The following is a 22158-nucleotide window of genomic DNA, read 5'->3' as shown; positions in this document are numbered from 1 at the left end:
TGGTTTTTATGTCTTTCTGTTAACTATTTTGTAACAGTTGGTTTTGTTTTGTTCAATATAATGAGCATAAATATTCAGTTTTGAAGCCTAAAAAGTGCGTCAGATCACGTTGTGACGATAATAATGGTCATCTGTGTTGATAATTTTGTACATGGTTTGTAGGGTTTGTGTTAAATAAATTGAACACGGACATATCATGGCAGATACACACAAACCCATCATTGGTGTGGTTAGCTGCGCTAAAGAGTTGGGTGGCTATCAGATACAAGCGGTCAACGACTTTTACCTTCGCGCCATAAAGGATTTTGGAGGACTACCGATTATGTTGGCTCCCGACATGTCGGGCGATGACGTAACCACCATCCTAGACATATGTGATGGTTTTCTTTTTCCTGGCAGCCACTCTAACGTTGCGCCACATCGATACAATGCAACGCACGAAGAGAGCTACAAAGATGAAGCTCGTGATGAGCTCTCATTCACGTTAATTCGTCATGCGGTTGACCAAAACATTCCGTGCCTTGGTATTTGCCGCGGCTTTCAAGAGATGAATGTCGCACTTGGTGGCTCGTTAAACCCAGCCGTTCATGACTCCGGCTTCAATGACCATCGTGAAGCGCCTGTTGAAGATTTCGAACAAAAATACGCGCCAGCACACGCTGTGCTAGTTCAAAAACAGAGCTTATTTGAACAATGGCTGGTGCAAAATCATTGGGAAAACACCACCTTCTTTGAAGTGAACACACTACACAACCAAGGCGTCGATCAGCTTGCTCCTCTATTACAAGTAGAAGCTAAAGCCCCGGATGGCTTGGTAGAAGCATTTAGTCTTCCTAATCAAAAATTTTTCGTTGGCGTGCAGTGGCACCCAGAATGGGAAGCAAAAACCAATCATTTCTCTCAAATTTTGTTCAATGAATTTATGATGGCTACCTCTCGTTAAACGTTTGGAGCTGTATGAATGGACAATCAAGAGATTGGTAAAAATATTGTTCAGTTACGAAAAAAACATGGATTGTCACAAAGGGAACTAGCCGAGCGCGCTGGTATTACCCACAGTGCAATCTCATCCATTGAAAATGGAAAAGTGAGCCCGTCGGTCAGCTCACTACAAAAAATCGTTAATGTATTTTCTTTATCGTTATCAGAGTTTTTCACTTTTGAACAACCTTCGAACGAGGAAGTGAAAGTAGTCATCAAGCCGTCAGATCTTGTGGAAATCGGGAGCGAGACGGTGTCCATGAAACTGGTAACGAATGGCGACAAAGATCAAGTCATCGGATTCTTGATCGAGGAATACGCACCTTATGGAACCACTGGTGCGGCAGAAATCAAACACGAAGGCGAAGAGATTGGCACCGTATTAGAGGGTGAAATCACTCTGGAATATAAAGGGCAATCTCATGTCATAACAGCGGGCGAGTCGTACATTATTGATACGACGAAGCCCCATCGATTTACAAATCACACAGACAAGGCTTGTCGAATGATAAGTGCGCATACGCCAACCACATTTTAGTGGGGGCTTGCCTTGTGTGATCACAAGGAGAGCGTATGAAAACCCAAGAGCAATGGATTGAACTAAAAAACAATCTAAACATCGAAAACAGGGCGTACATTAACGGTGAATACAGTGCCGCTTTAACAGGGCAAACCATCCCGGTAGTTAACCCAGCAACAGATGAGATATTCACCGAAATCGCCCGTTGCCAAAATGAAGATGTTGATCTCGTGGTTTCATACGCTCGCCAAGCATTTCAATCCGGTCAGTGGAGCGAGAGCAGCCCAGCTCATCGCAAAGCAGTGCTTAAACAGTTTGCTGACTTGATTGATCAAAACCAAGAAGAATTGGCTCTGCTAGAAACGCTTGATACCGGTAAGCCTATCTCTCACAGCTTCTCTACCGATATTCCTGGCGCGGCGAGTGCATTACGCTGGTACGCAGAAGCAATCGACAAAGTGTACGGCGAAGTTGCCCCAACCGAAAAAGATGTACATGCCTTTATTTCCCATCAGCCAATTGGCGTGGTCGCTGCGGTTGTGCCGTGGAACTTCCCCCTTTGGCTTGCGTGCTGGAAGCTTGGCCCTGCTTTAGCCGCTGGTAACAGCGTGATTCTAAAACCGTCAGAAAAATCTTCTCTCACCGCGATATTCCTAGGTCAACTTGCTTCTCGAGCGGGCTTGCCAACAGGCGTTTTCCAAGTCGTTACGGGTTTTGGTCATGAAGCTGGCGACGCGCTGGCGAAACACCAAGACGTAGACTGCATCGCCTTCACAGGCTCGACGCGCATTGCAGGTCAACTGATGGTCAGATCGGGTGAGAGCAACCTAAAGCGTGTGTTTGCAGAAGCGGGCGGCAAGAACGCGAACATCGTGTTTGAAGATTGTGATGATTTAGACCGCGCAGCAGCAGACACCGCTGCAGGGTGTTTTTACAACCAAGGTGAGGTGTGCGTCGCGGCAACCCGCCTGCTTGTTCACGAAAGCATCAAAGAGCAGTTTATAGAAAAAGTTATTCAAGCGTCGAAAGCGTTCACGCCAAAAGACCCAATGGACCCAAGTTCATCAATGGGTGCGCTCATCGACCAAGATCATAAATCAAAAGTATTGGAATACATCTCGTTAGGTGAATCAGAAGGTGCAAACGTACGTTGTGGCGGCGATGTCGATGGGCAGGGCGCATTTGTTTCCCCAACCATTTTAGACAACGTCGACAACAAGATGCGTGTCGCTCAGGAGGAAATTTTTGGTCCGGTGCTGTGTGTCATTCCATTCAAAGACGAAGCGCAAGCAATTGAGATCGCTAACGATTCGAAGTACGGCTTAGGTGCTGCACTTTGGAGCAGCAATATCAACCGCGTTCATCGCGTAGCAAAACGACTGCAAGCCGGCTCGGTTTGGGTCAACAACTACAACGAAGGTGATATGACGGTCCCATTTGGCGGATTCAAAATGAGCGGAAATGGTCGAGACAAGTCTCTCCACGCGATTGAAAAATTCACCGAAACCAAAACCACTTGGATTCGCCTCCATCCTTAAGCCTGCTGACGATTACGATAAATAAAGGAATAGTTCTATGAACAAGCATACGGATTCGTTCTACGCGCACTCTGTGCCAAACATGCCGGAATACCCACAGTTGCAAAACGACATCGAGTGCGATGTGTGTGTAGTCGGTGCGGGATTTTCTGGTCTTTCTTCTGCACTACACCTTGCAGAAAAAGGTTTTAAAGTCGTTGTGCTAGAAAGCGCAAAAGTGGGCTTTGGAGCAACTGGTCGTAACGGTGGCCAAATCGTTAACAGCTACAGCCGAGATGTTGACGTGATTGAAAGCCGTTACGACCAAAACCAAGCCAAAGCTCTGTGCGATATGATTTTTGAAGGCGGCGATATCATCCGTGGCCTGATCGACAAATACGACATCAACTGTGATTACAAGCAAGGCGGCTTGTTCACGGCACTGAACAGTAAACAACTCAAAGGGCTAGAAGAACATAAGAAGAACTGGGAGCGTTACGGCAACGACCAACTGACTCTGCTTGACGCAGGAGAGGTAGAACAAGCGGTAGGCACTAAAGTATACACTGGCGGCTTACTGGATATGCGCGGTGGTCACATTCACCCGCTTAAACTGGCATTGGGTGAAGCTGCTGCGTTTACGTCTCTAGGTGGTCAAATCTTTGAGCAGTCGGCGGTCGTGTCGATTGATAAAGGTATTAACCCAGTAGTGAAAACGGCGAAAGGCAGCGTGAAGAGCAAGTACGTGGTACTGGCAGGTAACGCCTACCTTGGTGGTTTGGCACCAAACATCAGCAACAAAGCGATTCCGTGTGGCACACAAGTGGTGGCGACTCAGCCTTTGAGTGATGAGCAGCTAAAACAAGTGCTGACCAGTGACTACTGCGTTGAGGACTGTAATTACTTGCTTGACTACTTCCGCTTAACCGCCGACAAGCGTTTGTTGTTCGGAGGTGGTGTGGTTTACGGAGCACGTGACCCAGAAAACATCGAAGCACTGATCCGTCCGAAGATGGAAAAAGTCTTCCCACAATTGAAAGGCATCAAGATTGATTACACCTGGACAGGTAACTTCTTGCTGACTTACTCACGCATGCCGCAATTTGGCTCGTTTGCAGACAACATTTACTACCTACAAGGCTACAGCGGTCACGGTGTAACGTGTACTCACCTAGCAGGTAAGTTGCTGGCCGAAGCTCTGACCGGACACGCAGAACGCTTTGACGCGTTTGCTGCACTGAAACATTACTCCTTCCCGGGGGGCCGCCACTTCCAAATTCCGTTTACGGCAATGGGCGCGGCTTACTACAACCTACGTGACAAACTGGCGATTTAAGAGATAAGGAATATCAAATGAGCAAAGTAGTGAAATTTGCAGCCCTTCAACTGACGAAAAGCTGGGATCTGGAAGATAACTTAGCCAAAGCAAAAAAGGCGATTCGTGAAGCAGCACAAAACGGTGCGAACGTGATTCTTCCGCAAGAGCTGTTCGCTGCACCTTACTTCTGCAAAAAACAAGAAGCGAAGTATTTCGAGCTTGCAGAAGAAACGGAGAATTGTCGTCTTATTAAAGAGATGAGTGCGTTGGCTAAAGAGCTCGGCGTGGTGATTCCTGTCAGCTACTTTGAAAAAGCGGGCAATACGTTTTTTAACTCGCTAGTGATGATTGATGCCGATGGTACGGTACTAGATAACTACCGCAAGTCACACATTCCTGACGGCCCGGGCTACAGCGAGAAGTACTACTTTAGCCCTGGCGATACCGGTTTCAAAGTGTGGCAAACCAAGTTCGGTAAGTTCGGTGCTGGCATTTGCTGGGACCAATGGTTTCCAGAGCTTGCACGCAGCTTGGCTCTGCACGGCGCGGAAGCGATTCTTTACCCAACTGCAATCGGTTCTGAGCCTCAAGATCCGACACTGGATTCACGTGACCACTGGCAACGTACAATGCAAGGTCACTCGGCAGCAAACCTCGTTCCAGTGATTGCGTCAAACCGAGTGGGCACTGAAGTCGATGATGGTATCGAGACGACGTTCTACGGCTCTTCTTTTATCACTGACCACACTGGTGCAAAAATTGCCGAAGCACCGCGTCAAGGTGAAACCATCATTTACGCAGAAATCGACCTAGCTACGACAGCGAAAGCGCGTCACGCGTGGGGCTTGTTCCGCGACCGTCGTCCAGACCTTTACACCAGCGTTGGCAAACTAGCCGTTTAAAGAGGCGTTAAAATGAAGTTATCGACAACACCAGCGCAGGATGGCTTCTATTTTCCGGCTGAGTTTCAGCCGGTTAGTGAAGTTTGGCTAGCGTGGCCAGAAAGGAAAGACAATTGGCGTGATGACGCATTACCCGCGCAAGAAACCTTCGCCAGAATCGCGAACTTAATCGCGGAAGTGACCAAAGTGTGTGTGGCGGTGTGCTCGCACAACTTTGACCGAGCGCGTCAAATGCTTCACTCAGATGTACGTTTGGTGGAAATCCCATTTAACGATGCGTGGATGCGAGACATCGGGCCGACCGTGCTTGTTAACCAAGCGGGCGAGCGCCGTGGGATTAGTTGGCAATTCAACGCGTGGGGCGGCGAATACAACGGCCTTTACGACAACTGGCAGCAGGACGATCTTGTCGCTGGTTCGGTGTGCGACATCATCGGTATTGATCATTACCGCGCACCGTTTGTACTTGAAGGTGGGGCGATTCACACCGATGGTGAAAGCACCCTTTACACCACAGAAGAGTGCTTACTTAGTCCGGGGCGAAATCCACAGTTGAGCAAAGCGCAAATTGAAGAGCAGTTAAAGGCGTATCTCGGTATCGAAAAAGTCATTTGGTTGCCAAATGGTTTATTCAATGACGAAACAGACGGCCATATCGACAACCTGATGCACGTTATCGCACCGGGTAAAGTGGTACTAAGTTGGACCGATGACCCAAGCGATCCGCAATACGCGTTATCTCGTCAAGCGGAACAAGTACTGAAATCTCAGCACGATGCGAAAGGACGCGATATTGAAATTGTCCGTTTGCCATTACCTGGTCCGTTGCATTACAGCGAGCGCGAAGCCAATGGTATCGACGCCAGTTCAGGAATGAGTCGACAAGCTGGCGAACGCCTAAGTGCCTCTTATGCGAACTTTCTTATCGTCAACGAGCATGTGTTCTTGCCGATGCTGGACGAAGAGACCGACGCTATGGCGATCGATATTTTGCAAAACGCGATGCCGGAATACCAAATCATCGCGATACCGTCGAGAGAGGTTTTACTTGGCGGAGGGAACATTCACTGCATTACGCAGCAGATCCCTGCTTAAACATAAACTCGCCGCTAGCTTAGCGGCGATGATGAGTTGTCAAAAGGAATGACCATGCAACAGATACAAAACCAAACCCTTGTTTCGTTTATGGTAGCGAACCCACAACAGGGCATTGCAGTGACTAATCCGGCGACCGGAGAACTCCTCGGGTACGCACCAGTCTCAACCGAAAACGACATTTTAAATGGCATTGAACGCGCCAGTGTGGCGCAGAAAGAATGGGCGGCACTGCCAGCAAAAATGCGTGCTGGCATGCTCAATCGTTGGTTCCAACTCCTGTTAGAAAACAAAGCCGACCTTGGCCGCTTAATGACGTTAGAGCAAGGTAAGCCGCTGGCTGAAGCTCAAGGTGAAGTGCTTTACGGCGCGAGCTTTATCGAATGGTTTGCTGAAGAAGCGAAACGTACCTACGGTGAGACGATTCCTGCCCCAAGTGCGGACAAGCGTTTGGTGACCATCAAACAGCCAATTGGTGTTGCCTGTGCGATTACACCTTGGAACTTCCCAATTGCGATGATCACGCGCAAAGCAGGGCCAGCTTTAGCGGCAGGCTGTAGCTTTGTGGTGAAGCCATCTGAATCTACGCCGCTGTCTGCGTTTGCGGTCGCAGAGCTTGCCTATCAAGCGGGTATCCCACGCGATGTGCTGCAAGTGGTATTGGGGGAAAACTCCCGTCAGGTCGGTGCTATCTTCACTTCGCATCCGTTGATTCGCAAGTTGTCTTTCACTGGCTCTACCCAAGTTGGTAGTGTGCTGATGCAGCAAAGCGCGGCGGACATTAAACGTACCTCAATGGAGCTCGGTGGCAACGCGCCGTTTATCGTATTCGATGATGCCGACATTGATGCTGCCGTGGCGGGTGCGATGGCGTCGAAGTTCCGTAACGCAGGCCAAACGTGTGTTTGTGCGAACCGTTTCTATGTACACAGCAAAGTGTATGACGAATTCGTTGCTAAGTTTGACGCTGCGGTTCAGCAGCTCAAAGTTGGTAACGGATTGGAAGAGGGGGTCAACATTGGTCCAGTGATCAGCGAGTCAGCGAAGCAAGGCATTCAGACGCTTATTGATGGTGCTATCGAGCAAGGCGCGAAGCCGGTTTCAGAACTTAAAAAGCTCAATGGTCTATTTATGCAGCCAGTGGTTCTCAAAGACGTTACTCACGACATGAAGATTGTTTCCGAGGAAATCTTTGGCCCTGTTGCGCCAGTGATTCGTTTTGACAGCGACGCACAGCTGATCGAAATGGCGAACGACACCATTTACGGTCTTGCGTCGTACTTCTACAGCCAAAACATCCACCGTGTTTGGAAAATCGCAGAAGCGCTCGAATACGGCATGGTTGGCATTAACGAAGGCATGATTTCTACTGAAGTCGCTCCTTTCGGCGGTGTTAAGCAGTCCGGCATCGGACGCGAAGGAGCAAAACAAGGTATCGATGAATACATGGACGTGAAATATCTCTGCTTTGGCGGCAACTAATTAAGGACAAAACAATGACAAACCAACAACTACACGAAAGAAGAAGCCAAGTTATCGCTCAAGGCATGGGCGCACTGTACCCACTTTACGTCGAGAAAGCAGAAAACGCTTACGTATGGGATATCGAAGGCAACAAATACATCGACTTTGCAGCGGGTATCGCGGTGACTAACACCGGGCATTCTCACAAGCGCATTAGCGAAGCGGTAAAAGCTCAGTTGGATAACTTTTCGCACACCTGCGCGATGGTTACGCCGTACGCGTCATTCGTTGAGCTGGCTGAAAAGCTGACAGAACTTGCACCAGGTGAGACTAAGAAGAAAGCGATCTTTCTTACTACTGGCGCCGAGGCGGTCGAAAATGCCGTAAAAGTGGCACGCGCTCATACAGGCCGTAGCGGCGTGATAGCGTTTAAAGGCGGCTTTCATGGTCGCACAAACATGACTATGGGGTTAACTGGTAAAGTTGCGCCGTACAAAGCGGGCTTTGGTCCTTTCCCGAACGAAATCTACCACGCGCCGTACCCAAATGCGTTTCACGGCATCAGCGTTGAGCAAAGTTTACAAGCGATCGACGATCTATTTGCTTGTGATATTGAACCATCACGTGTTGCGGCGATCATCTTCGAGCCAGTACAAGGTGAGGGCGGCTTCTACAAAGCACCTGAAGCGTTTGCACAAGGCTTGCGTCAACTGTGTGACAAGCACGGTATCATGCTGATTGCGGATGAGATCCAAACGGGTTTTGCCCGTACCGGTAAAATGTTTGCGACGGAGTACCTAGGCATTGAACCCGATCTAATGACAATGGCGAAAGGCATTGCTGGTGGTTTCCCAATCTCAGCTGTTGTTGGTAAAGCGGATGTAATGGACTCCGCACTGCCTGGTGGTTTAGGTGGTACTTATGCAGGCTCGCCACTCGGTTGTGTTGCTGGTCTTGAAGTGCTGAAAATCATCGAAGAAGAAGATTTGTGTGCTAAAGCGATGGGCATCGGTGAAGTGGTCAATGCACGTATGACCAAACTGCAACAATCTGTGCCTGCTATTGGTGAAATCCGTACTACGGGTGCGATGATGGCGATTGAATTTACTGACCCAGAATCAGGTAAGCCGCTACAAGAGATGACCAAATCGGTGATTTCTAAAGCGCAAGAAAATGGTCTTATCCTGCTTTCTTGTGGGGTAAAAGCGAACGTGATTCGTCTGTTACCTCCACTGACCATCGAATCTGACGTGCTAAATGAAGGCCTAGATAAGTTGGAAAAAGTGATTCTTGAAGTGGCGTAATTCACGCACTTTTAAATAGCAATAACAAATAAAGGAAGCGGTTGGCATCAATCGTTTCCTTTTTGTTTTTTAGCGTATCTGCTGCCTATCTAAAAAGTATTGCTCAAGATCCAAGTTGTCACTTTTATTACGGATGACTTAACAGTTGGGCTCGTTCTTACTTTTCACTTAGTCGCTACTTTGTTCTCCTCGAATGTGGTTTGGTGCTCACATTCTAAATCCCGACATCTGAAAGCCACTTGAGTCTATAATTTTATTGAGCGTCATTCCTCACTTTTTGGACTATAAAAATGAGATAGTATTCATATCCCACTTAGGTTGCTTGACAGATTAGCAGGACGAACTTTGATAACAAAGAATACAAAGTATGCCATTTTACTCGGCTTAGTTCCCATCGCCATATTTGTAGTGGCCTTTCATTCGATAACCAACTTTTACGTCAACTCGGTAAAAGCGTCGAAAATAGATGCTTACGTAGATTATTTAAATCAAAGGTCTGCCTATTTGGACGGAGCAATAGTGAAGCAGATTGCTCAGTTAGATTTTACTTGTAGTGATAGTGATGTAAGAACTTTACGCGACCCACGTTTTTATAACCGTTACATTCGTTTTATTGCGATGACCACAGAAGGCGGAAAAACGTGTTCCACGGTTGGTAGTGAAGTGTCTCGCCCATCTAGTAGTGAACGATTTCAGATGGATGAAAACTTTTTCGCATCACTTATTTTGCCGCAACAGAATGACCAAATAGAGTGGATGGTCATTTATGATAATGAACACGTTGAAGTCTTCTGGGTACTTGATAACAGTTGGGTTAACGAGGTAATAAAAACGCCTTGCAAAGACTGCCTATTTGTAGAGTTTAAGTATGATGAACCAATATTTGGTGATTTAACGATAAGCCGTGGCAAAGCGAATATTGCAGGAGAAGAAAACGCACTCTCAAAAGAGTTTTTCTTTTCAGGAGAGTCTCAAGCCAACATGCTCATCAAGATATACAGCGGTGAAAAACTTAAAAATTATGCTCAGGAAAGAGTACTTTTGTGGGGCGGTCTTGTAAGTGTGCTTGCAGGTCTTGTGACTGCCTTTGCATACATATCTGGTAAAAGCTTGAGAAAATCCATTACAGGTCTAATTGAAAATGGGATTAGTAATGCAGAATTTATTCCTTACTACCAGGCGATTGTCGATAGTCGCGATGGTAAGACAGTAGGATATGAAGCTCTGATTCGATGGTCGCGACGTGATGGAATGGTGCCACCAAATATGTTTATTGGTGCTGCAGAAGAAAGTGGCCTGATTATTCCGATGACGAATCAGCTTATTCGTAAAATCATACAAGACTTAAGTGACTTACCCGAGCATACGTGGGTCAGTATCAATATTGTTTCCTCCCATTTAGAGTCAGGTGTATTAACGAAGTTGCTGTCGGAGTTAAATTGGCCAATCTCGAATAGAATTCATTTTGAATTGACCGAGAGAATACCAGTAAAAGACACTGAGGCCGCGAAAAAAGAGATTTTGTATTTAACGAATAAAGGCTACAAGTTCAAAATTGACGATTTTGGTACCGGATATGGTGGCTTTTCTTACCTACAAGATTTGGGCATCCGGTGTGTAAAAGTGGATAAGATGTTCATTGATCCAATAGGATCTGACGACCAAAAGTTGAAAGTGCTGGACTCAATTGTGTCTGCAGCGAACAAAGCGGAATGTGAGATGATTGCAGAAGGTGTAGAGAGCCAGGCTCAAGTCGAATACCTGGCTCAGCATGCGATTTACCTTATTCAAGGTTATGTTTACGCTAAACCAGAGCCCCTGACTAACCTTGCAAGCGCTTAACAGCCATAACGTCAAAACGTACCGTTTTAAAGGTGTCAGTTGCCTAGGTTAGCGCTGATTTCTGCTGATGGGGTCACACTTGAGGATTCCTAACACTCTCATTACTTCTAGAGTGTTAGGAATTAACGTTACTTAGGAGGAGAGTGCGGCTCTTTTCGCTTTGATCGACGTAATGAGCTGAGGTAGTAATGACATTACGATCATTCCTAGCATTAAGCTGTATTGCAGAGGAGTGAACGTTTCCCCCAATAGCAGTAGGCCCGAAACAATGCCTGCGACTGGGTTTGCAATACCACCAAAGGTAAAATCTACGACCGACATCCGCTGCAATAACCATACATACATGCCATACCCTAATGCGGTGTTCAGAATAATTACCCACAGTAACCCTAGAATATTCGTCATGGATACGTCCTGAACGACCGTAACATATGGCTCTGGATTGTTTATCGCCAGCACACTTGTTGCGATAGACATAATCACGCCACCCAAAATGAGCTGCCATGTTAGCACTGTCCACCAGTGCATTTTTGTACCTAGTGACTTTGTTACGCTACTTCCTATCACGATGCACATAATGGCGGAGATCATCGCAAGTAAGCCCACGGGTTCGAGAGAAATAGAGCTAGGATCAAATAAGAACCAAGCTAAAGCAATCAAAGTTGCGCCGCTTATTGCTTGAATGCCACTAGGCTGACGTTTGTAGACCGCCCAACCAAACAGCATTGCAAAAACGGGGACCGAAACCATACCAACACCAGAGATGGCAGAAGGAAGCGTCAACGCCATGACAAAAATGAGACCAAAGAAGCAAGCGATGTTGATGGTTCCTAAAACAAGCAGCACCTTCCACTCACTTCTTTTTGGAAACGAGGGCTTTATTGCCAGCAACAAAAGACCCGCAGGCAGTGCCCTTAGAGCGCCAAGTAAAACGGGAGGCCAGTCCGGTAGAGTAAACTGAGTAACAGCGTAAGTCGTCCCCCAAAAAAAGGCAGGAATCATCGCAAGTAAAATGTTCATGTTAAATATCTTTATGTAGAGATAATTAAATGTAACGATATCGGCAAGGTGGCTTTTTGTAAAGTATCTTTATGTTAAAATAAAAAATATATGATGTTTGGAGAGAAATAATGGATGCAATTGATAGAGTGGTAGAGCAGTGGGCTAGGGAGAAGCCAGACCTCGACACTGAACCGATGGCAATAATGGGTCGACTAATGCGAATTGCAAAACACATGGAATCTAGGGTCGCCGAGCTACATAAGAAGTACGACCTGAAAATGGGTGAATTTGATGTGTTAGCGACACTGCGTCGAGCTGGTTCACCATATTGTCTTACTCCCTCAGCGTTAATAGAGTCGATGATGCTCACTTCGGGTGCGATGACTAATCGCTTAGATAAACTTGAGAAGAAAGGGTTTATTACCAGAACCCATAGTAAAGAAGACCGACGTAGCGTCACCGTTGAACTAACAGAGCAAGGCTTAACCTTAATTGACAAGCTAATTTTGGAGCATGTAGACGTTCAGCAATCGTTATTGCATGGTTTAGAAGGCAATGAAAAAGAGCAGGTTAACCAGGCGTTAAAATTGCTATTGCCACAATTTGAGTGAGAACGCAGAAGGAGGTAGGGGATATGAAAAGCAAAGAACTAGAACAATACTTAAGTACCTTCATGTGTGCAGAAAGCGATTTCCCATTTGGGCCTGAAGCGCTTGTTTACAAAATCAAAGGCAAGATGTTTGCCATCATTGCAGAGAGAAACGGTCGGGAGTATGTCAGCGTAAAAGTAAAACCAGAAGATGGAGAAGTCTTAACGTCGCAGTTTACGGACATTATCCCAGGTTATCACTTAAATAAGCGTCATTGGATAACGGTTTATTTTAACGGTGATGTCGAGGATGGGTTGATTCAAGACTTGTGTGAACGCTCTTATGCTCTTGTCGTTGCCAAGCTGCCGAAAGCACAACGAGCGTTGCTTGGTGAGTAATCGGCAACGCACTGGCCTCTGTTGTTTTGTCGCTCGTTGCTCGTAGCCTTTACGGAAAAATTCGCACCTTTTTCATCCTCGGGCTATATAAGAATAAGAAGGTGGAAAAGGGGAATGATATGCGAGCATTATCTGAATGGCTAAAAGAATACGGGGAGAGTCACCAAAACCCTATCAACCAAAAGATTCACACAATCGCAGTTCCAGGTATTTACCTTTCTGTGGTTGGACTTATTTGGTCGATTCCCCAGATTTCATTATTAGGCTTCGAACTTAATTGGGTTTGGGTAGCGGTGATCCCCACTTGGGTTTTCTATTTTCGTTTGTCTCTGAGTGTATTCATGATGATGATCGGCTACACATTAGCGTGCATTGGCCTTATTTGGTCGCTAGAGGTATTGATGTTGCCCGTTCTGCATATTTCTATGCTCTTGTTTGGCGTATTGTGGATATTGCAATTTATCGGTCACAAGATTGAAGGTAAAAAACCGTCGTTTTTTGAGGATTTACAGTTTCTACTCATCGGCCCGATTTGGGTGTTCAGAAAACACTAGCGATAAGCAAAATCAGGCATCATCCGAATTACACAAGACATATAACGTTCAGAGATTTTGTAGCTCTTACTACAGAATACCTCTCCTTCTTATTGCCACGACAAGCATTCACTTTAGATACGCACTATGATTAAAGAGGTGCCAACGCACTTTACGCTATCGAGATACTTAAACTTACGGCAAGTTTACTTTAGGGGGATGAATGTACGACCGACAATATAAATATGCCTATTGGAGAGAAGAGCGTAAAAAAGGCAAATGGCACTATATATTAAAGTCCTTCTTTATGATTTGTTGTGCATTACTGCTTGGTAAAGTCATCGGTTTGTTCATTTTTGGAGAGCTGCATTCTTTAAGCGACATTTGGGAACAACTCCCTGCGGATGTTTTTATTATGATGCTCGTGGGCTTCCCAATTAGTGTCCTTGGTTGGTACCATGAAGAGTCAAAGTTTTTCCGGGCACTGCGACGCAAAGAAAAGCGGTTAAAAGGCAATCAAAACAAACCGAAATAGAGTAACCTTTGTCTCTGTTTGGATTGCCACTTACCTATCTGATCGATTCTATCCCTTCCAGTCGTTTAGCGTCTAGTTACGTGTTGCAAAAAGCCTTCTTAATACAACAGCCCCCAGTGTTGTGGAAATTGGTACTGTAAGAAACATTAAAAAACGAAGTTGAGCATTAGCGTATAAAGGCTCGCACTGTCATCCTTTGGGGCTGATGAAAACGCGCCAGAGCTATTATTGTAGGCGTTGAACCTTTGCCATTCTGCGTTCAGGGAAACGTTGTAATCTAGGTCGTATCTCAACCCGAGTAAGAAACTGTCTCCACTTTTTTTATCCCGACTATTAAACTGCTGACCGTAAACAATATAAGGAGTCAGCTTGTTTACATTATAACTTGTTGTCGCGTACCAAGATGAGGAAAGATTGCTGGTCTGTCCTTCTGCCATAATCACAATGTTATCGAGCTCGTATCTTAACCCTAGAGAAAACAGATCGATCGTGTTGTTTTTTTCTGTTTCAACTAGACGGTCAATGATTGTGGTTCCGCCACCGGGAGTGGACTGCTCAATGTTAGAGAGCGTCGTTGTTTGATCATAATCGCCGTGGAGGTAGGAAAAATTCCAACGATAGCTCTCTCCGCTTAGCGTTAAGTTCATCCCTGCAGTATTGTTTGACTCAATTTCCAATTCAGTACGTTCATTGATGGTTACGTCACTATTGTCTTTAAACCCGACAAACGGCATGGCGGTAAGTACGACTTGCTCATTGAGGTCATGAATCCAGCGTGCAGATAGGCCGTTATAAGCCGTGATACCTAGAATGCTGTCATATACCTCATTCGGTGGGCGGGCTTGGGTAAAAGCGTGGCCGACATAGTTGTACTCAGACATCAAAAACAGTGGCAGTCTTAAGCGTCCTCCTCGTATTTCTATGTTTTGATAGGTATAAGCCAAATACGCCCACTCGAGCTGAGGCGAGCTCCAATGGTCTTGCGGGCGCTTTACGACTTGTGCGGATGCCCGAAATGCCTTGTGAAAATAATCGAGCTGCATGCCGAAAGTGGTATCGCAATCGAAACAAGATTCATCGCCAATAAAGCGGTTAACTAGTAACGTAGTTGGGTTATCGGATTTTACCCACGAAGTAGAGCCAAAACCACTTAAAGAAAGTTGTTCTGTTAGTTCAATCGTGGCTGAGCTCGGAAAGGTCGCGATACTCAGCGATAACATGGTTAAATATTTTTTCATATCAATTCTCCGAGCTAACCACACATAAAACATGAGCATTACTAGGGACGCTCGATGTTGGGGCATAACCAATTCTATTCGGCTTCTCTTGCATCCATGCTATGAGGTCATCAATGCTGGAGCGTGCAATCACTTTTGGCGGTCTAGCTTTACCTGAAAAAGACAAGCTTGCCCAATGCGCGTTCATTTGCGCTAAATTTTTGTTGAGAAGATAACGATAGAACTCAGCTCTTTCTGTTGATGTCGCAGGCCAGTCAGAGAGTTCAATTCGCTGGCCTTGTAAAAGTTGCGTCTTCCCTCTGTACAACTTTCGCGCTTTATTGACAGTGAGCGGAGAGAATTCGTCATTAAATGAGAAAACGGCGTAGCTCTCTGCAGCGAGAGCTTGGCAATTTAATGAAAGAAGGGCAATCAGAATAAACAGATAGCGTTTTATGTAACGCAAAGGAAAAGCAACGCGAGAATGATTTCTACTCATAGAATCCACCTACATTGCTTGTTCAATTTGATACAACAGTTTTTCTTTGCGCACAGGCTTTGGTACGTAGGCATCCATTCCTGAATCAAAGCAGCGTTGAATGTCATCATCTACGACGCTTGCTGTTAATGCGATAATGGGCGTCTTAGCTAATCCTTTACTCGCTTCATAAGCTCTAATCTGCCTAGAAGCTTCAAACCCATCCATTATGGGCATCATGCAATCCATCAAAATAACATCAAACTTTCCATCTTTTTGGAACATTTCGACTGCAATTTGTCCGTTTTCTGCGACTTCGAATTGATAGCCTGCTTTAGATAGCAATAGAGAAGCCACTTTCTGGTTCACTCTATTATCTTCGACAAGCAAGATGCGTTCGGAGCGAATAGGCGTTACCGTTGCTTCTGGTTGCTCAGAACTTGCAGGTAGTTCATGAGTTTTATCGGGGGTGGTGTTCTCTTGGTGTGGTTCAGTAGGCGTCGTGTTGGAAACACGTAACCCAATTGCCTTATCTAACTTCTCTTTAAGCAACCCTGCTTTAAACGGTTTGGGCACATAGTCATCCATTCCAACGTCAAAGCATTTTTGTATATCGTCATCGACCACACTTGCCGTTAGAGCAATAATCGGAATTCTGAAAGCGCGTTTTTCTTTTACTTCTATTTGACGAATTATTTGGGTGGCTTCAAATCCATCCATTACGGGCATCATGCAGTCCATTAAAATTAGGCTGTATTGATTCTGTTGAAATTTCTCAACCGCTTCTTGTCCGTTTACAGCGACATCAAAGTCGAAGCCAGCTTTTGTGACGTGTAGCCCCGCGATTTTTTGATTGACCGTATTGTCATCAACGACCAAAATTTTCGGCAGAGATTTAACATGTTGCGCTGAAATGCTCTCTTGTTGTGCGTGCGAGAAATTTGCCGCACAACTTTCAAGTGCTTTAATTAAGCGCTGCCCTAGTAGTGGCTGAGTGACCAAGGCGCTGATACTGTTTCTAAAGTCGAATTGTGGGCTATGAAGGTGCTTGATGAGGCAGACACGAATGTTTCGTTTACAAAGGCTTTCTATCTCATCGATATGCATCGCCGCTGCATTTGGTGATGCTTCTACATGAATAACGATAACGCGCTCGTTATCAATCCACGTTGGCAACGCACTTAAGGTATCTACTGACTGCGTTATATTGATGTTGAAAAAACTTAACTCGTTACGCAGTTTTTGTTCTAGTTGAGTACTGCTGCATACAATCCATATATCGTTGTGATTCAGAGCGTGATAAGCGTTAAACTCTTGCGTCACAACAGGAGCAGTTAGTTCAAAGAAGAAGCGACTGCCTTTACCTTTCTCGGATTCAAGTTGAATTTCTCCACCCATTAGCTCAACTAATTGCGTGCTAATGGCAAGCCCAAGTCCAGTTCCCCCAAATTGTCGGGTAGTAGAGTTATCCTCTTGGGCAAATGGAGCAAATATTTTCTTTTGCTGCTGGGCATCAATACCAATCCCAGAATCTTTAACGGAAAACTCGATGACCGCTTCACCATTTTTAATTTCGCGGGTGATGACCGATAGCTCTACACTGCCTTGTTCGGTAAATTTTACCGCGTTAGACATGAAGTTCATGACAACTTGGCGTATACGATGGTCATCCAACATTACGTGGTAAGGCGTGTTACGGCTAATGTTGACTTGCACATCGATGCCTTTTTCCTTTGCTTTCGGTGAAATGATAGAAGCAATGTCATAGATAGACTCTCGAACACAAGTTGAATGTGGGCTAATGAGCAACATCCCAGATTCAATTTTTGAGAAGTCTAGAACGTCATTAATTAAACTCAAAAGCAGTTGGGAGGAGGTTTCAATCGTGTCGACGTAATCGCGTTGTGTGGCAGTCAGGGAAGTATCGGATAAGACTTCAGAGATACCAATAACGCCATTTAGCGGCGTGCGGATCTCGTGGGACATGTTGGCCAAAAAGCTACTTTTGGCTTTACTCGCCTTAATTGCATCATCTTTTGCTTGTTCTGCATCTTCTTTAGCTTGTGTGAGCTTTAGTCTGGACAACATCCGCTCATCACTAAGCTTTTTTACCTCTCGAGCAAACTTACTCAGCTCGTCTTTACCCTTTATTAGTTGAGCAAGAGGTGAATTTTCAGTGTTACTTTGTTCATTGCTTTCGTTACTGAGAAATTTGAGGACTAGATTCAAGTTTCCAGTAACTTTTCGCACCAATCTTAGCGTTAAACTTACGACCAACAGCGTTAAAAGGCTCATCATTGCGATAAAGGTAAAGCGGTGCTGTGTCGTCGTGTTGATTGTCTTTGATATATCATCACTCAGCTGTTGTTCCATTTTGTCGTCAACACTTTGTAATAACGATAAGCGTTTGTTGAGTGCAGATAACCCCGCATCAATCTCATCCGGGGTTAATGATTTGAGTTGAGCTGGTTGCAATAAATAGGCACGAAACTCTTGGCTTTTGATAAAGACTTCACCCGTAAACGTCTCAATGAGCAGATCTACTTGTTGTTGATTGGCATTTAGCGTCACAAAACGCTCTAGAAATAGTTGTTGGTTCTGGATTAAAGATTGGATAGAAGCCTGTGTTGTGAGGTCATACTCGTTATTTTCCTCTGAAGATCGAATCAAATATTCGCTTAATCTATGCTCTTCAGTGGACCAAAACATCAACCATTCAAGTTGCATCAAAGAAGAAAGGTGAGTGTTTGTTTCATAACTCACATTTCTAAAATAGACTTTGTCTAAGCTCATGAGGATTTCTTTGAACGTATCAGCGCGCCACTCTGCCGCATCTAACCTTTCTTCTTGATTTTGCGAAGAGAGCATCGAGAGGGTTGCTTCCTCAAAGCTTGTCAACTGGTTTAGTATCTCAGCGTTTTCACCGAATACTGGTGCAGCGGTGTCGCGTAACAATTGAGATATCTGCTGAGTTTTTAGTTGCTTATCTATTACATCAGGGTTATTCGGTAGGTGATAAAGCGAAGATACGCGGTCGATGTAGACAGAGAATAACTGTGCTTTTTGTAGTTCCTGAGCCTGGATAGAAAGGCTTTGTACATGTTTACCCGCGAGGACAAGCAACAATAAAATTGGCAGCAAAACCAACCCAAATAGCTTTTGTTTTACCGACAGGTTGTTCCAAGAAAAGATTCCTACCACGCGCATTTCCATATCCAAGAAGTTGATATGAAAAGTGTAGTTTATTTATCTCAGATGTTAGATTTTAAGAGAAAATTCATATTAATGAGGTGGGGGAAGTGTGACCGATATTGCATTACGAGTACTAACGCGCTAAGCGGCAATAGTTAACAAAACGGCGTTCTAAGCAAAGTGATTGACGCTTTGAGCGCCACTCCCTCGTTGGTATTCAAATGCAATCAATTCCTCGGCAGGTACAGGTCTACCTAAGAAAAAACCTTGTACGACGTCACAGTAGAGAGACTCCATTCGTGTGAGTTGAGTTTGAGTTTCTACGCCTTCGGCTACTACTTTCATTCTTAGGTTGTGAGCCATGGATACAATCGCGCGAACTAATGAATCGTCTTGATCGCTTTTTCGGATTTGAGCGATAAATGAACGATCAATCTTGAGCCCGTCAAAAGCCATATGTTGCAGGTAGGCAAGGGCAGAATATCCTGTGCCAAAGTCATCTAGCCAAACTTCCACTCCGATACTTTGTAGTTTTTTAAGCACATATTGAGCTTTCTCTGTATCATCAATAAAAAGTGACTCTGTCACTTCAACATGAATGGTTTGAGGGGCGACATCATGTCGTTGTAAATACTTAGAAAATAATTGACTTAAATCTTGGCGATAGATTTGTCTTGGGGACAAGTTTAATGCAATGTGAAAATCAGTACCGAAATGTTCTGCCCACATTGCCCGCTGAGCAACTGCCGTCTCAATGATATGTTCTCCAAGCTCCAATATTAAATCACTTTGTTCTGCGATCGGGATAAACGATTCTGGACTGATATAACCTTTCTCGGGATGATTCCACCTAACCAATGCTTCGACCCCAATTAGGCGATAAGTTTTTAGATCAAATTGTGGTTGATACCACAGCTCGAATTGAGACAAATCACGTACTGAACGACGCAGTTCTCGTTCTATGTATAAACGTTGTTTAATCGTTTCATCAAACGTGGAATCGTATATCGTCATAATGTCTTTACCGCGTCTTTTAGATTCCTGCGCCGCAAGAGAGGAAAGCTGTAAAAGAGACTCAGCGTTTGAACCAAATTCTGGATACACAGCAATTCCGAGGCTTGCCGTAATTTGAATATCGTTCTCTTCCAAACTAAAGGGAGAGAGTAGTTGGCGATGAATAGCGTGCGCTTTTTCTCTAGCTTCATGACTGCCCGAGCACGGAAAGGCCAGTACAAATTCATCCGCACCTACTCGACTTACGATGGTCGAAAGGCGGTAAAGCGGCTTAAAATAACTCGGCAAACGGCCTTGAAGCTCTGAGGCAAGATGGCCTAGCAATTTATCCCCAATGTTATGTCCGTAGTTATCGTTAATGTGCTTAAAGTCATCCAAGTCAATAAACACAACCGCGAGTGAGGGGGATTTGTGGTCAGTTATTTGCGTTTGAATATCAATGAGTAACTTTTCTCGGTTTGGCAGGGAAGTCAGAATATCGTGGTACGCCATGAACTCAACTCGGCTGGTGTATCGGTTCACTTTGTTTGACATTTTGTTGTACGCCGAAATAAGTTCTCCCACTTCATCTTTGCTTTGTATGTCGGTGACTGGCAGCGCTTGGGTATTTGACTCTGAAAATTGATCTTTTAGTTGCTTGAGTGGCTTAGTTAACGACCGCCCCAAAGCATAAGCGATGATACTACCGAATAGAACGGATATCCCACTGATCGTTAGCAGCAAGTTAAACATCTTCTGTTTATCGTTTGAGGTAATCGCTTGGACTTGTTCAATGTTCTGTTCTTTCTCTTCCAGTAGATGTATCAAGTTAAGCTCAAGATACACCGCCCCAAGAGTAATGTTTGATTGCTGAATCGGCGCTGCGATCTCCAACTGATGCTTGGAAAAGGAAACGAGAGTTCTAGATTCTTCTATTGCTTTCAAAATAAAAGGAGAGCGGTAATGAGGTTGGGCAAACATCCTTAGCTGAGTAGTGCCGTCGTGAAAGATTAGCCCTTCATTGTCAACAACATGTATTTTCGAGACATCTGGCTGGCTCAATGTTGCCTTAATTTGCTCATACGCTTGACTGATATTGTCTGTATAGAGTGGATCAAAAAGCTGTTTTGATAATAGCTCTGCATAAACCAACCCTTTTTGCTTAACGTAAGATTCTGTTTTTTCTTGAGAGTTGTTCGTGATTTGTTGAGTTAAGCTATTTGAATACGCATCGTAACCGTGCATGTATAACGCAAGATTTATCACCACAACAAACAAGACAACGAACATTGTCGAGCAAATGTATTTGGTTTCGAGTGAGAGCTTTTGAAACATCAATCCACCTTCGGTAACAAGTGAACTGACTTGCGCACTGTACTTAAGGAGGCTCGCATTTCTGGAGTAAGCGCGCTAAATTTTTTGGTGTTCTGAAACTTTTTAAGTGCGAGAGAGCCTTCGTGAGTTGTATCCATATCAAGCAGTATGGACGTGATTTTACGCTGTTGCTCTAGGCTCATGCTTGGAGAAGCGAGAATCAAATCCCTGGGTATTTCAACAGAACGAGAAAAAATCGCTAGTTTGTCTTTCATGTTCTCTGGCAAATCTTTGGGATTGTTCCAGTTGAAGTTACTGAATGCTCCTGCTGCAACTCTCTGTTTATATACCCATACAGATAGGTTGATTTCATTTGACTGAGCGAGTTGCTCATCAAGGAATAAATAACCAATACTGTCTTTGGCCGGTTTGTCATCAGGAGAGGGAAGGTATTGCAGTTTTTCTCCGTGGTTCAGCAATGTAATCGCAGGTAGGTAATAGCTGCTGGTAGACGTGCGCTTTTCGAAAACAAGCGTTTTTCCTCGCAGGTCAGAAAATGACTCAATGCCACTCTCTTTATTAGTAAAGAACACCGTATGATATTTTTGCAGGCCTTTTTTCCATCGTATAGCAAGGACTTGGCTATTAGACTGCTTTTCTAAGGTCATCGCATTAAAGGGGGTCGCCGTTGCAATTTGAACGGTGCCATTTTCAAGCGCAACCGCGAGCTGACGATAATTTTTAAATACCTTTACCGCCCCTTTTGCGTAACCATATTCAGCCATACTTTCAGTTACATACTGAGTAAGGGGCGTCGCTTTTTTGATTTTGCTTTGGGCTTTATTGGACACAATGCCAAATGTGAATGTTTTCTCAATATTTTCTTGTGCACTGACAACAAAAGGTGAACTCAGCAAAGTGAGTAATAACAGAGTGCAGGCAGGTTTCATCCGGCTTCAACTT

General features: G+C 44.9%; 19 protein-coding genes. 13 read left to right on the top strand and 6 right to left on the bottom strand.

Annotated elements, in window-relative coordinates; all coding sequences use genetic code 11:
- Positions 1–196: 196 nt before the first annotated feature.
- The 9 genes from R7P67_RS11035 (at position 197) to R7P67_RS10995 (ending at position 10943) form a co-directional block, all read left to right on the top strand.
- Entirely contained in the window at positions 197–943 is a 747-nt protein-coding gene (locus tag R7P67_RS11035) for a gamma-glutamyl-gamma-aminobutyrate hydrolase family protein (RefSeq protein ID WP_005377814.1), read from the top strand.
- An 18-nt stretch (positions 944–961) separates the two neighbouring features.
- Positions 962–1519: an HTH-type transcriptional regulator PuuR gene (gene puuR / locus R7P67_RS11030; protein WP_054730171.1), complete on the top strand. Its 558-nt coding sequence runs from the start codon at positions 962–964 to the stop codon at positions 1517–1519.
- 35 nt (positions 1520–1554) lie between these two features.
- Positions 1555–3039, top strand: a complete 1485-nt coding sequence (locus tag R7P67_RS11025; protein WP_065274433.1) for an aldehyde dehydrogenase — start codon at positions 1555–1557, stop codon at positions 3037–3039.
- A gap of 37 nt (positions 3040–3076) precedes the next feature.
- The gene (locus R7P67_RS11020) at positions 3077–4354 is read left to right on the top strand and encodes an NAD(P)/FAD-dependent oxidoreductase (RefSeq protein ID WP_005377810.1); all 1278 of its coding nucleotides are present in this window, start codon (positions 3077–3079) and stop codon (positions 4352–4354) included.
- A 17-nt stretch (positions 4355–4371) separates the two neighbouring features.
- Positions 4372–5238, top strand: coding sequence for an N-carbamoylputrescine amidase (gene aguB, locus R7P67_RS11015; RefSeq protein WP_318085962.1), 867 nt, complete (start codon positions 4372–4374; stop codon positions 5236–5238).
- Between the two features lie 12 nt (positions 5239–5250).
- Complete coding sequence (gene aguA, locus R7P67_RS11010) at positions 5251–6333, top strand: agmatine deiminase (RefSeq protein WP_213870086.1); 1083 nt, start codon at positions 5251–5253, stop codon at positions 6331–6333.
- A 54-nt stretch (positions 6334–6387) separates the two neighbouring features.
- A complete protein-coding gene (locus R7P67_RS11005; protein WP_262652477.1) occupies positions 6388–7815 on the top strand; it encodes an NAD-dependent succinate-semialdehyde dehydrogenase in 1428 nt (475 codons plus the stop codon).
- 14 nt (positions 7816–7829) lie between these two features.
- The gene (gene gabT, locus R7P67_RS11000; protein ID WP_206957281.1) at positions 7830–9101 is read left to right on the top strand and encodes a 4-aminobutyrate--2-oxoglutarate transaminase; all 1272 of its coding nucleotides are present in this window, start codon (positions 7830–7832) and stop codon (positions 9099–9101) included.
- A gap of 345 nt (positions 9102–9446) precedes the next feature.
- Complete coding sequence (locus R7P67_RS10995) at positions 9447–10943, top strand: EAL domain-containing protein (RefSeq protein ID WP_225495599.1); 1497 nt, start codon at positions 9447–9449, stop codon at positions 10941–10943.
- A 132-nt stretch (positions 10944–11075) separates the two neighbouring features.
- On the opposite strand, the gene R7P67_RS10990 is transcribed toward R7P67_RS10995, so the two are convergent.
- Positions 11076–11963 carry a DMT family transporter gene (locus R7P67_RS10990; protein ID WP_042522534.1) on the bottom strand — a complete coding sequence of 296 codons (888 nt, stop codon included), beginning with the start codon at positions 11961–11963 and terminating at the stop codon, positions 11076–11078.
- Positions 11964–12073: 110 nt separating this feature from the next.
- On the opposite strand from R7P67_RS10990, the gene R7P67_RS10985 reads away from it, so the two are divergent.
- The 4 genes from R7P67_RS10985 to R7P67_RS10970 all read left to right on the top strand — a co-directional run bounded on the left by R7P67_RS10985 (position 12074) and on the right by R7P67_RS10970 (position 14001).
- A complete protein-coding gene (locus R7P67_RS10985; protein ID WP_017633984.1) occupies positions 12074–12556 on the top strand; it encodes a MarR family winged helix-turn-helix transcriptional regulator in 483 nt (160 codons plus the stop codon).
- 23 nt (positions 12557–12579) lie between these two features.
- Complete coding sequence (locus R7P67_RS10980) at positions 12580–12933, top strand: MmcQ/YjbR family DNA-binding protein (RefSeq protein WP_017633985.1); 354 nt, start codon at positions 12580–12582, stop codon at positions 12931–12933.
- A 119-nt stretch (positions 12934–13052) separates the two neighbouring features.
- Positions 13053–13487, top strand: a complete 435-nt coding sequence (locus tag R7P67_RS10975) for a DUF962 domain-containing protein (protein WP_005377800.1) — start codon at positions 13053–13055, stop codon at positions 13485–13487.
- A 202-nt stretch (positions 13488–13689) separates the two neighbouring features.
- Complete coding sequence (locus R7P67_RS10970; RefSeq protein ID WP_005377799.1) at positions 13690–14001, top strand: hypothetical protein; 312 nt, start codon at positions 13690–13692, stop codon at positions 13999–14001.
- A gap of 146 nt (positions 14002–14147) precedes the next feature.
- On the opposite strand, the gene R7P67_RS10965 is transcribed toward R7P67_RS10970, so the two are convergent.
- The 5 genes from R7P67_RS10965 to R7P67_RS10945 form a co-directional block, all read right to left on the bottom strand.
- Complete coding sequence (locus R7P67_RS10965) at positions 14148–15239, bottom strand: sulfate ABC transporter permease (RefSeq protein ID WP_213876487.1); 1092 nt, start codon at positions 15237–15239, stop codon at positions 14148–14150.
- Between the two features lies 1 nt (position 15240).
- On the bottom strand, positions 15241–15717 hold the full coding sequence (locus R7P67_RS10960) for a hypothetical protein (RefSeq protein ID WP_017633987.1): 477 nt from the start codon (positions 15715–15717) through the stop codon (positions 15241–15243).
- A 9-nt stretch (positions 15718–15726) separates the two neighbouring features.
- Complete coding sequence (locus R7P67_RS10955; RefSeq protein ID WP_262592431.1) at positions 15727–18903, bottom strand: response regulator; 3177 nt, start codon at positions 18901–18903, stop codon at positions 15727–15729.
- A 156-nt stretch (positions 18904–19059) separates the two neighbouring features.
- On the bottom strand, positions 19060–21216 hold the full coding sequence (locus R7P67_RS10950) for an EAL domain-containing protein (protein WP_262652476.1): 2157 nt from the start codon (positions 21214–21216) through the stop codon (positions 19060–19062).
- Positions 21216–22145 (bottom strand): phosphate/phosphite/phosphonate ABC transporter substrate-binding protein, encoded by a 930-nt coding sequence (locus R7P67_RS10945; protein ID WP_193837413.1) that lies wholly within the window; start codon positions 22143–22145, stop codon positions 21216–21218. The genes R7P67_RS10950 and R7P67_RS10945 overlap by 1 nt, the downstream gene beginning before the upstream one ends.
- Between the last annotated feature and the right edge of the window lie 13 nt (positions 22146–22158).

The sequence above is a fragment of the Vibrio sp. Vb0937 genome (assembly GCF_033338855.1).
The sequence above is the reverse complement of the archived record's forward strand: the minus strand, read 5'-3'. Positions and strand labels throughout refer to the sequence as shown.

Coding starts and splice junctions, on each gene's coding strand:
- R7P67_RS10965 (WP_213876487.1), bottom strand. CDS start 15,239: ATGAAAAAATATTTAACCATGTTATCGCTGAGTATCGCGACCTTTCCG.
- R7P67_RS10970 (WP_005377799.1), top strand. CDS start 13,690: ATGTACGACCGACAATATAAATATGCCTATTGGAGAGAAGAGCGTAAA.
- R7P67_RS11020 (WP_005377810.1), top strand. CDS start 3,077: ATGAACAAGCATACGGATTCGTTCTACGCGCACTCTGTGCCAAACATG.
- puuR (WP_054730171.1), top strand. CDS start 962: ATGGACAATCAAGAGATTGGTAAAAATATTGTTCAGTTACGAAAAAAA.
- R7P67_RS11035 (WP_005377814.1), top strand. CDS start 197: ATGGCAGATACACACAAACCCATCATTGGTGTGGTTAGCTGCGCTAAA.
- aguB (WP_318085962.1), top strand. CDS start 4,372: ATGAGCAAAGTAGTGAAATTTGCAGCCCTTCAACTGACGAAAAGCTGG.
- R7P67_RS10985 (WP_017633984.1), top strand. CDS start 12,074: ATGGATGCAATTGATAGAGTGGTAGAGCAGTGGGCTAGGGAGAAGCCA.
- R7P67_RS10955 (WP_262592431.1), bottom strand. CDS start 18,903: ATGCGCGTGGTAGGAATCTTTTCTTGGAACAACCTGTCGGTAAAACAA.
- R7P67_RS10980 (WP_017633985.1), top strand. CDS start 12,580: ATGAAAAGCAAAGAACTAGAACAATACTTAAGTACCTTCATGTGTGCA.
- R7P67_RS11005 (WP_262652477.1), top strand. CDS start 6,388: ATGCAACAGATACAAAACCAAACCCTTGTTTCGTTTATGGTAGCGAAC.
- gabT (WP_206957281.1), top strand. CDS start 7,830: ATGACAAACCAACAACTACACGAAAGAAGAAGCCAAGTTATCGCTCAA.
- R7P67_RS10960 (WP_017633987.1), bottom strand. CDS start 15,717: ATGAGTAGAAATCATTCTCGCGTTGCTTTTCCTTTGCGTTACATAAAA.
- R7P67_RS10945 (WP_193837413.1), bottom strand. CDS start 22,145: ATGAAACCTGCCTGCACTCTGTTATTACTCACTTTGCTGAGTTCACCT.
- R7P67_RS10990 (WP_042522534.1), bottom strand. CDS start 11,963: ATGAACATTTTACTTGCGATGATTCCTGCCTTTTTTTGGGGGACGACT.
- R7P67_RS10975 (WP_005377800.1), top strand. CDS start 13,053: ATGCGAGCATTATCTGAATGGCTAAAAGAATACGGGGAGAGTCACCAA.
- R7P67_RS11025 (WP_065274433.1), top strand. CDS start 1,555: ATGAAAACCCAAGAGCAATGGATTGAACTAAAAAACAATCTAAACATC.
- R7P67_RS10950 (WP_262652476.1), bottom strand. CDS start 21,216: ATGTTTCAAAAGCTCTCACTCGAAACCAAATACATTTGCTCGACAATG.
- aguA (WP_213870086.1), top strand. CDS start 5,251: ATGAAGTTATCGACAACACCAGCGCAGGATGGCTTCTATTTTCCGGCT.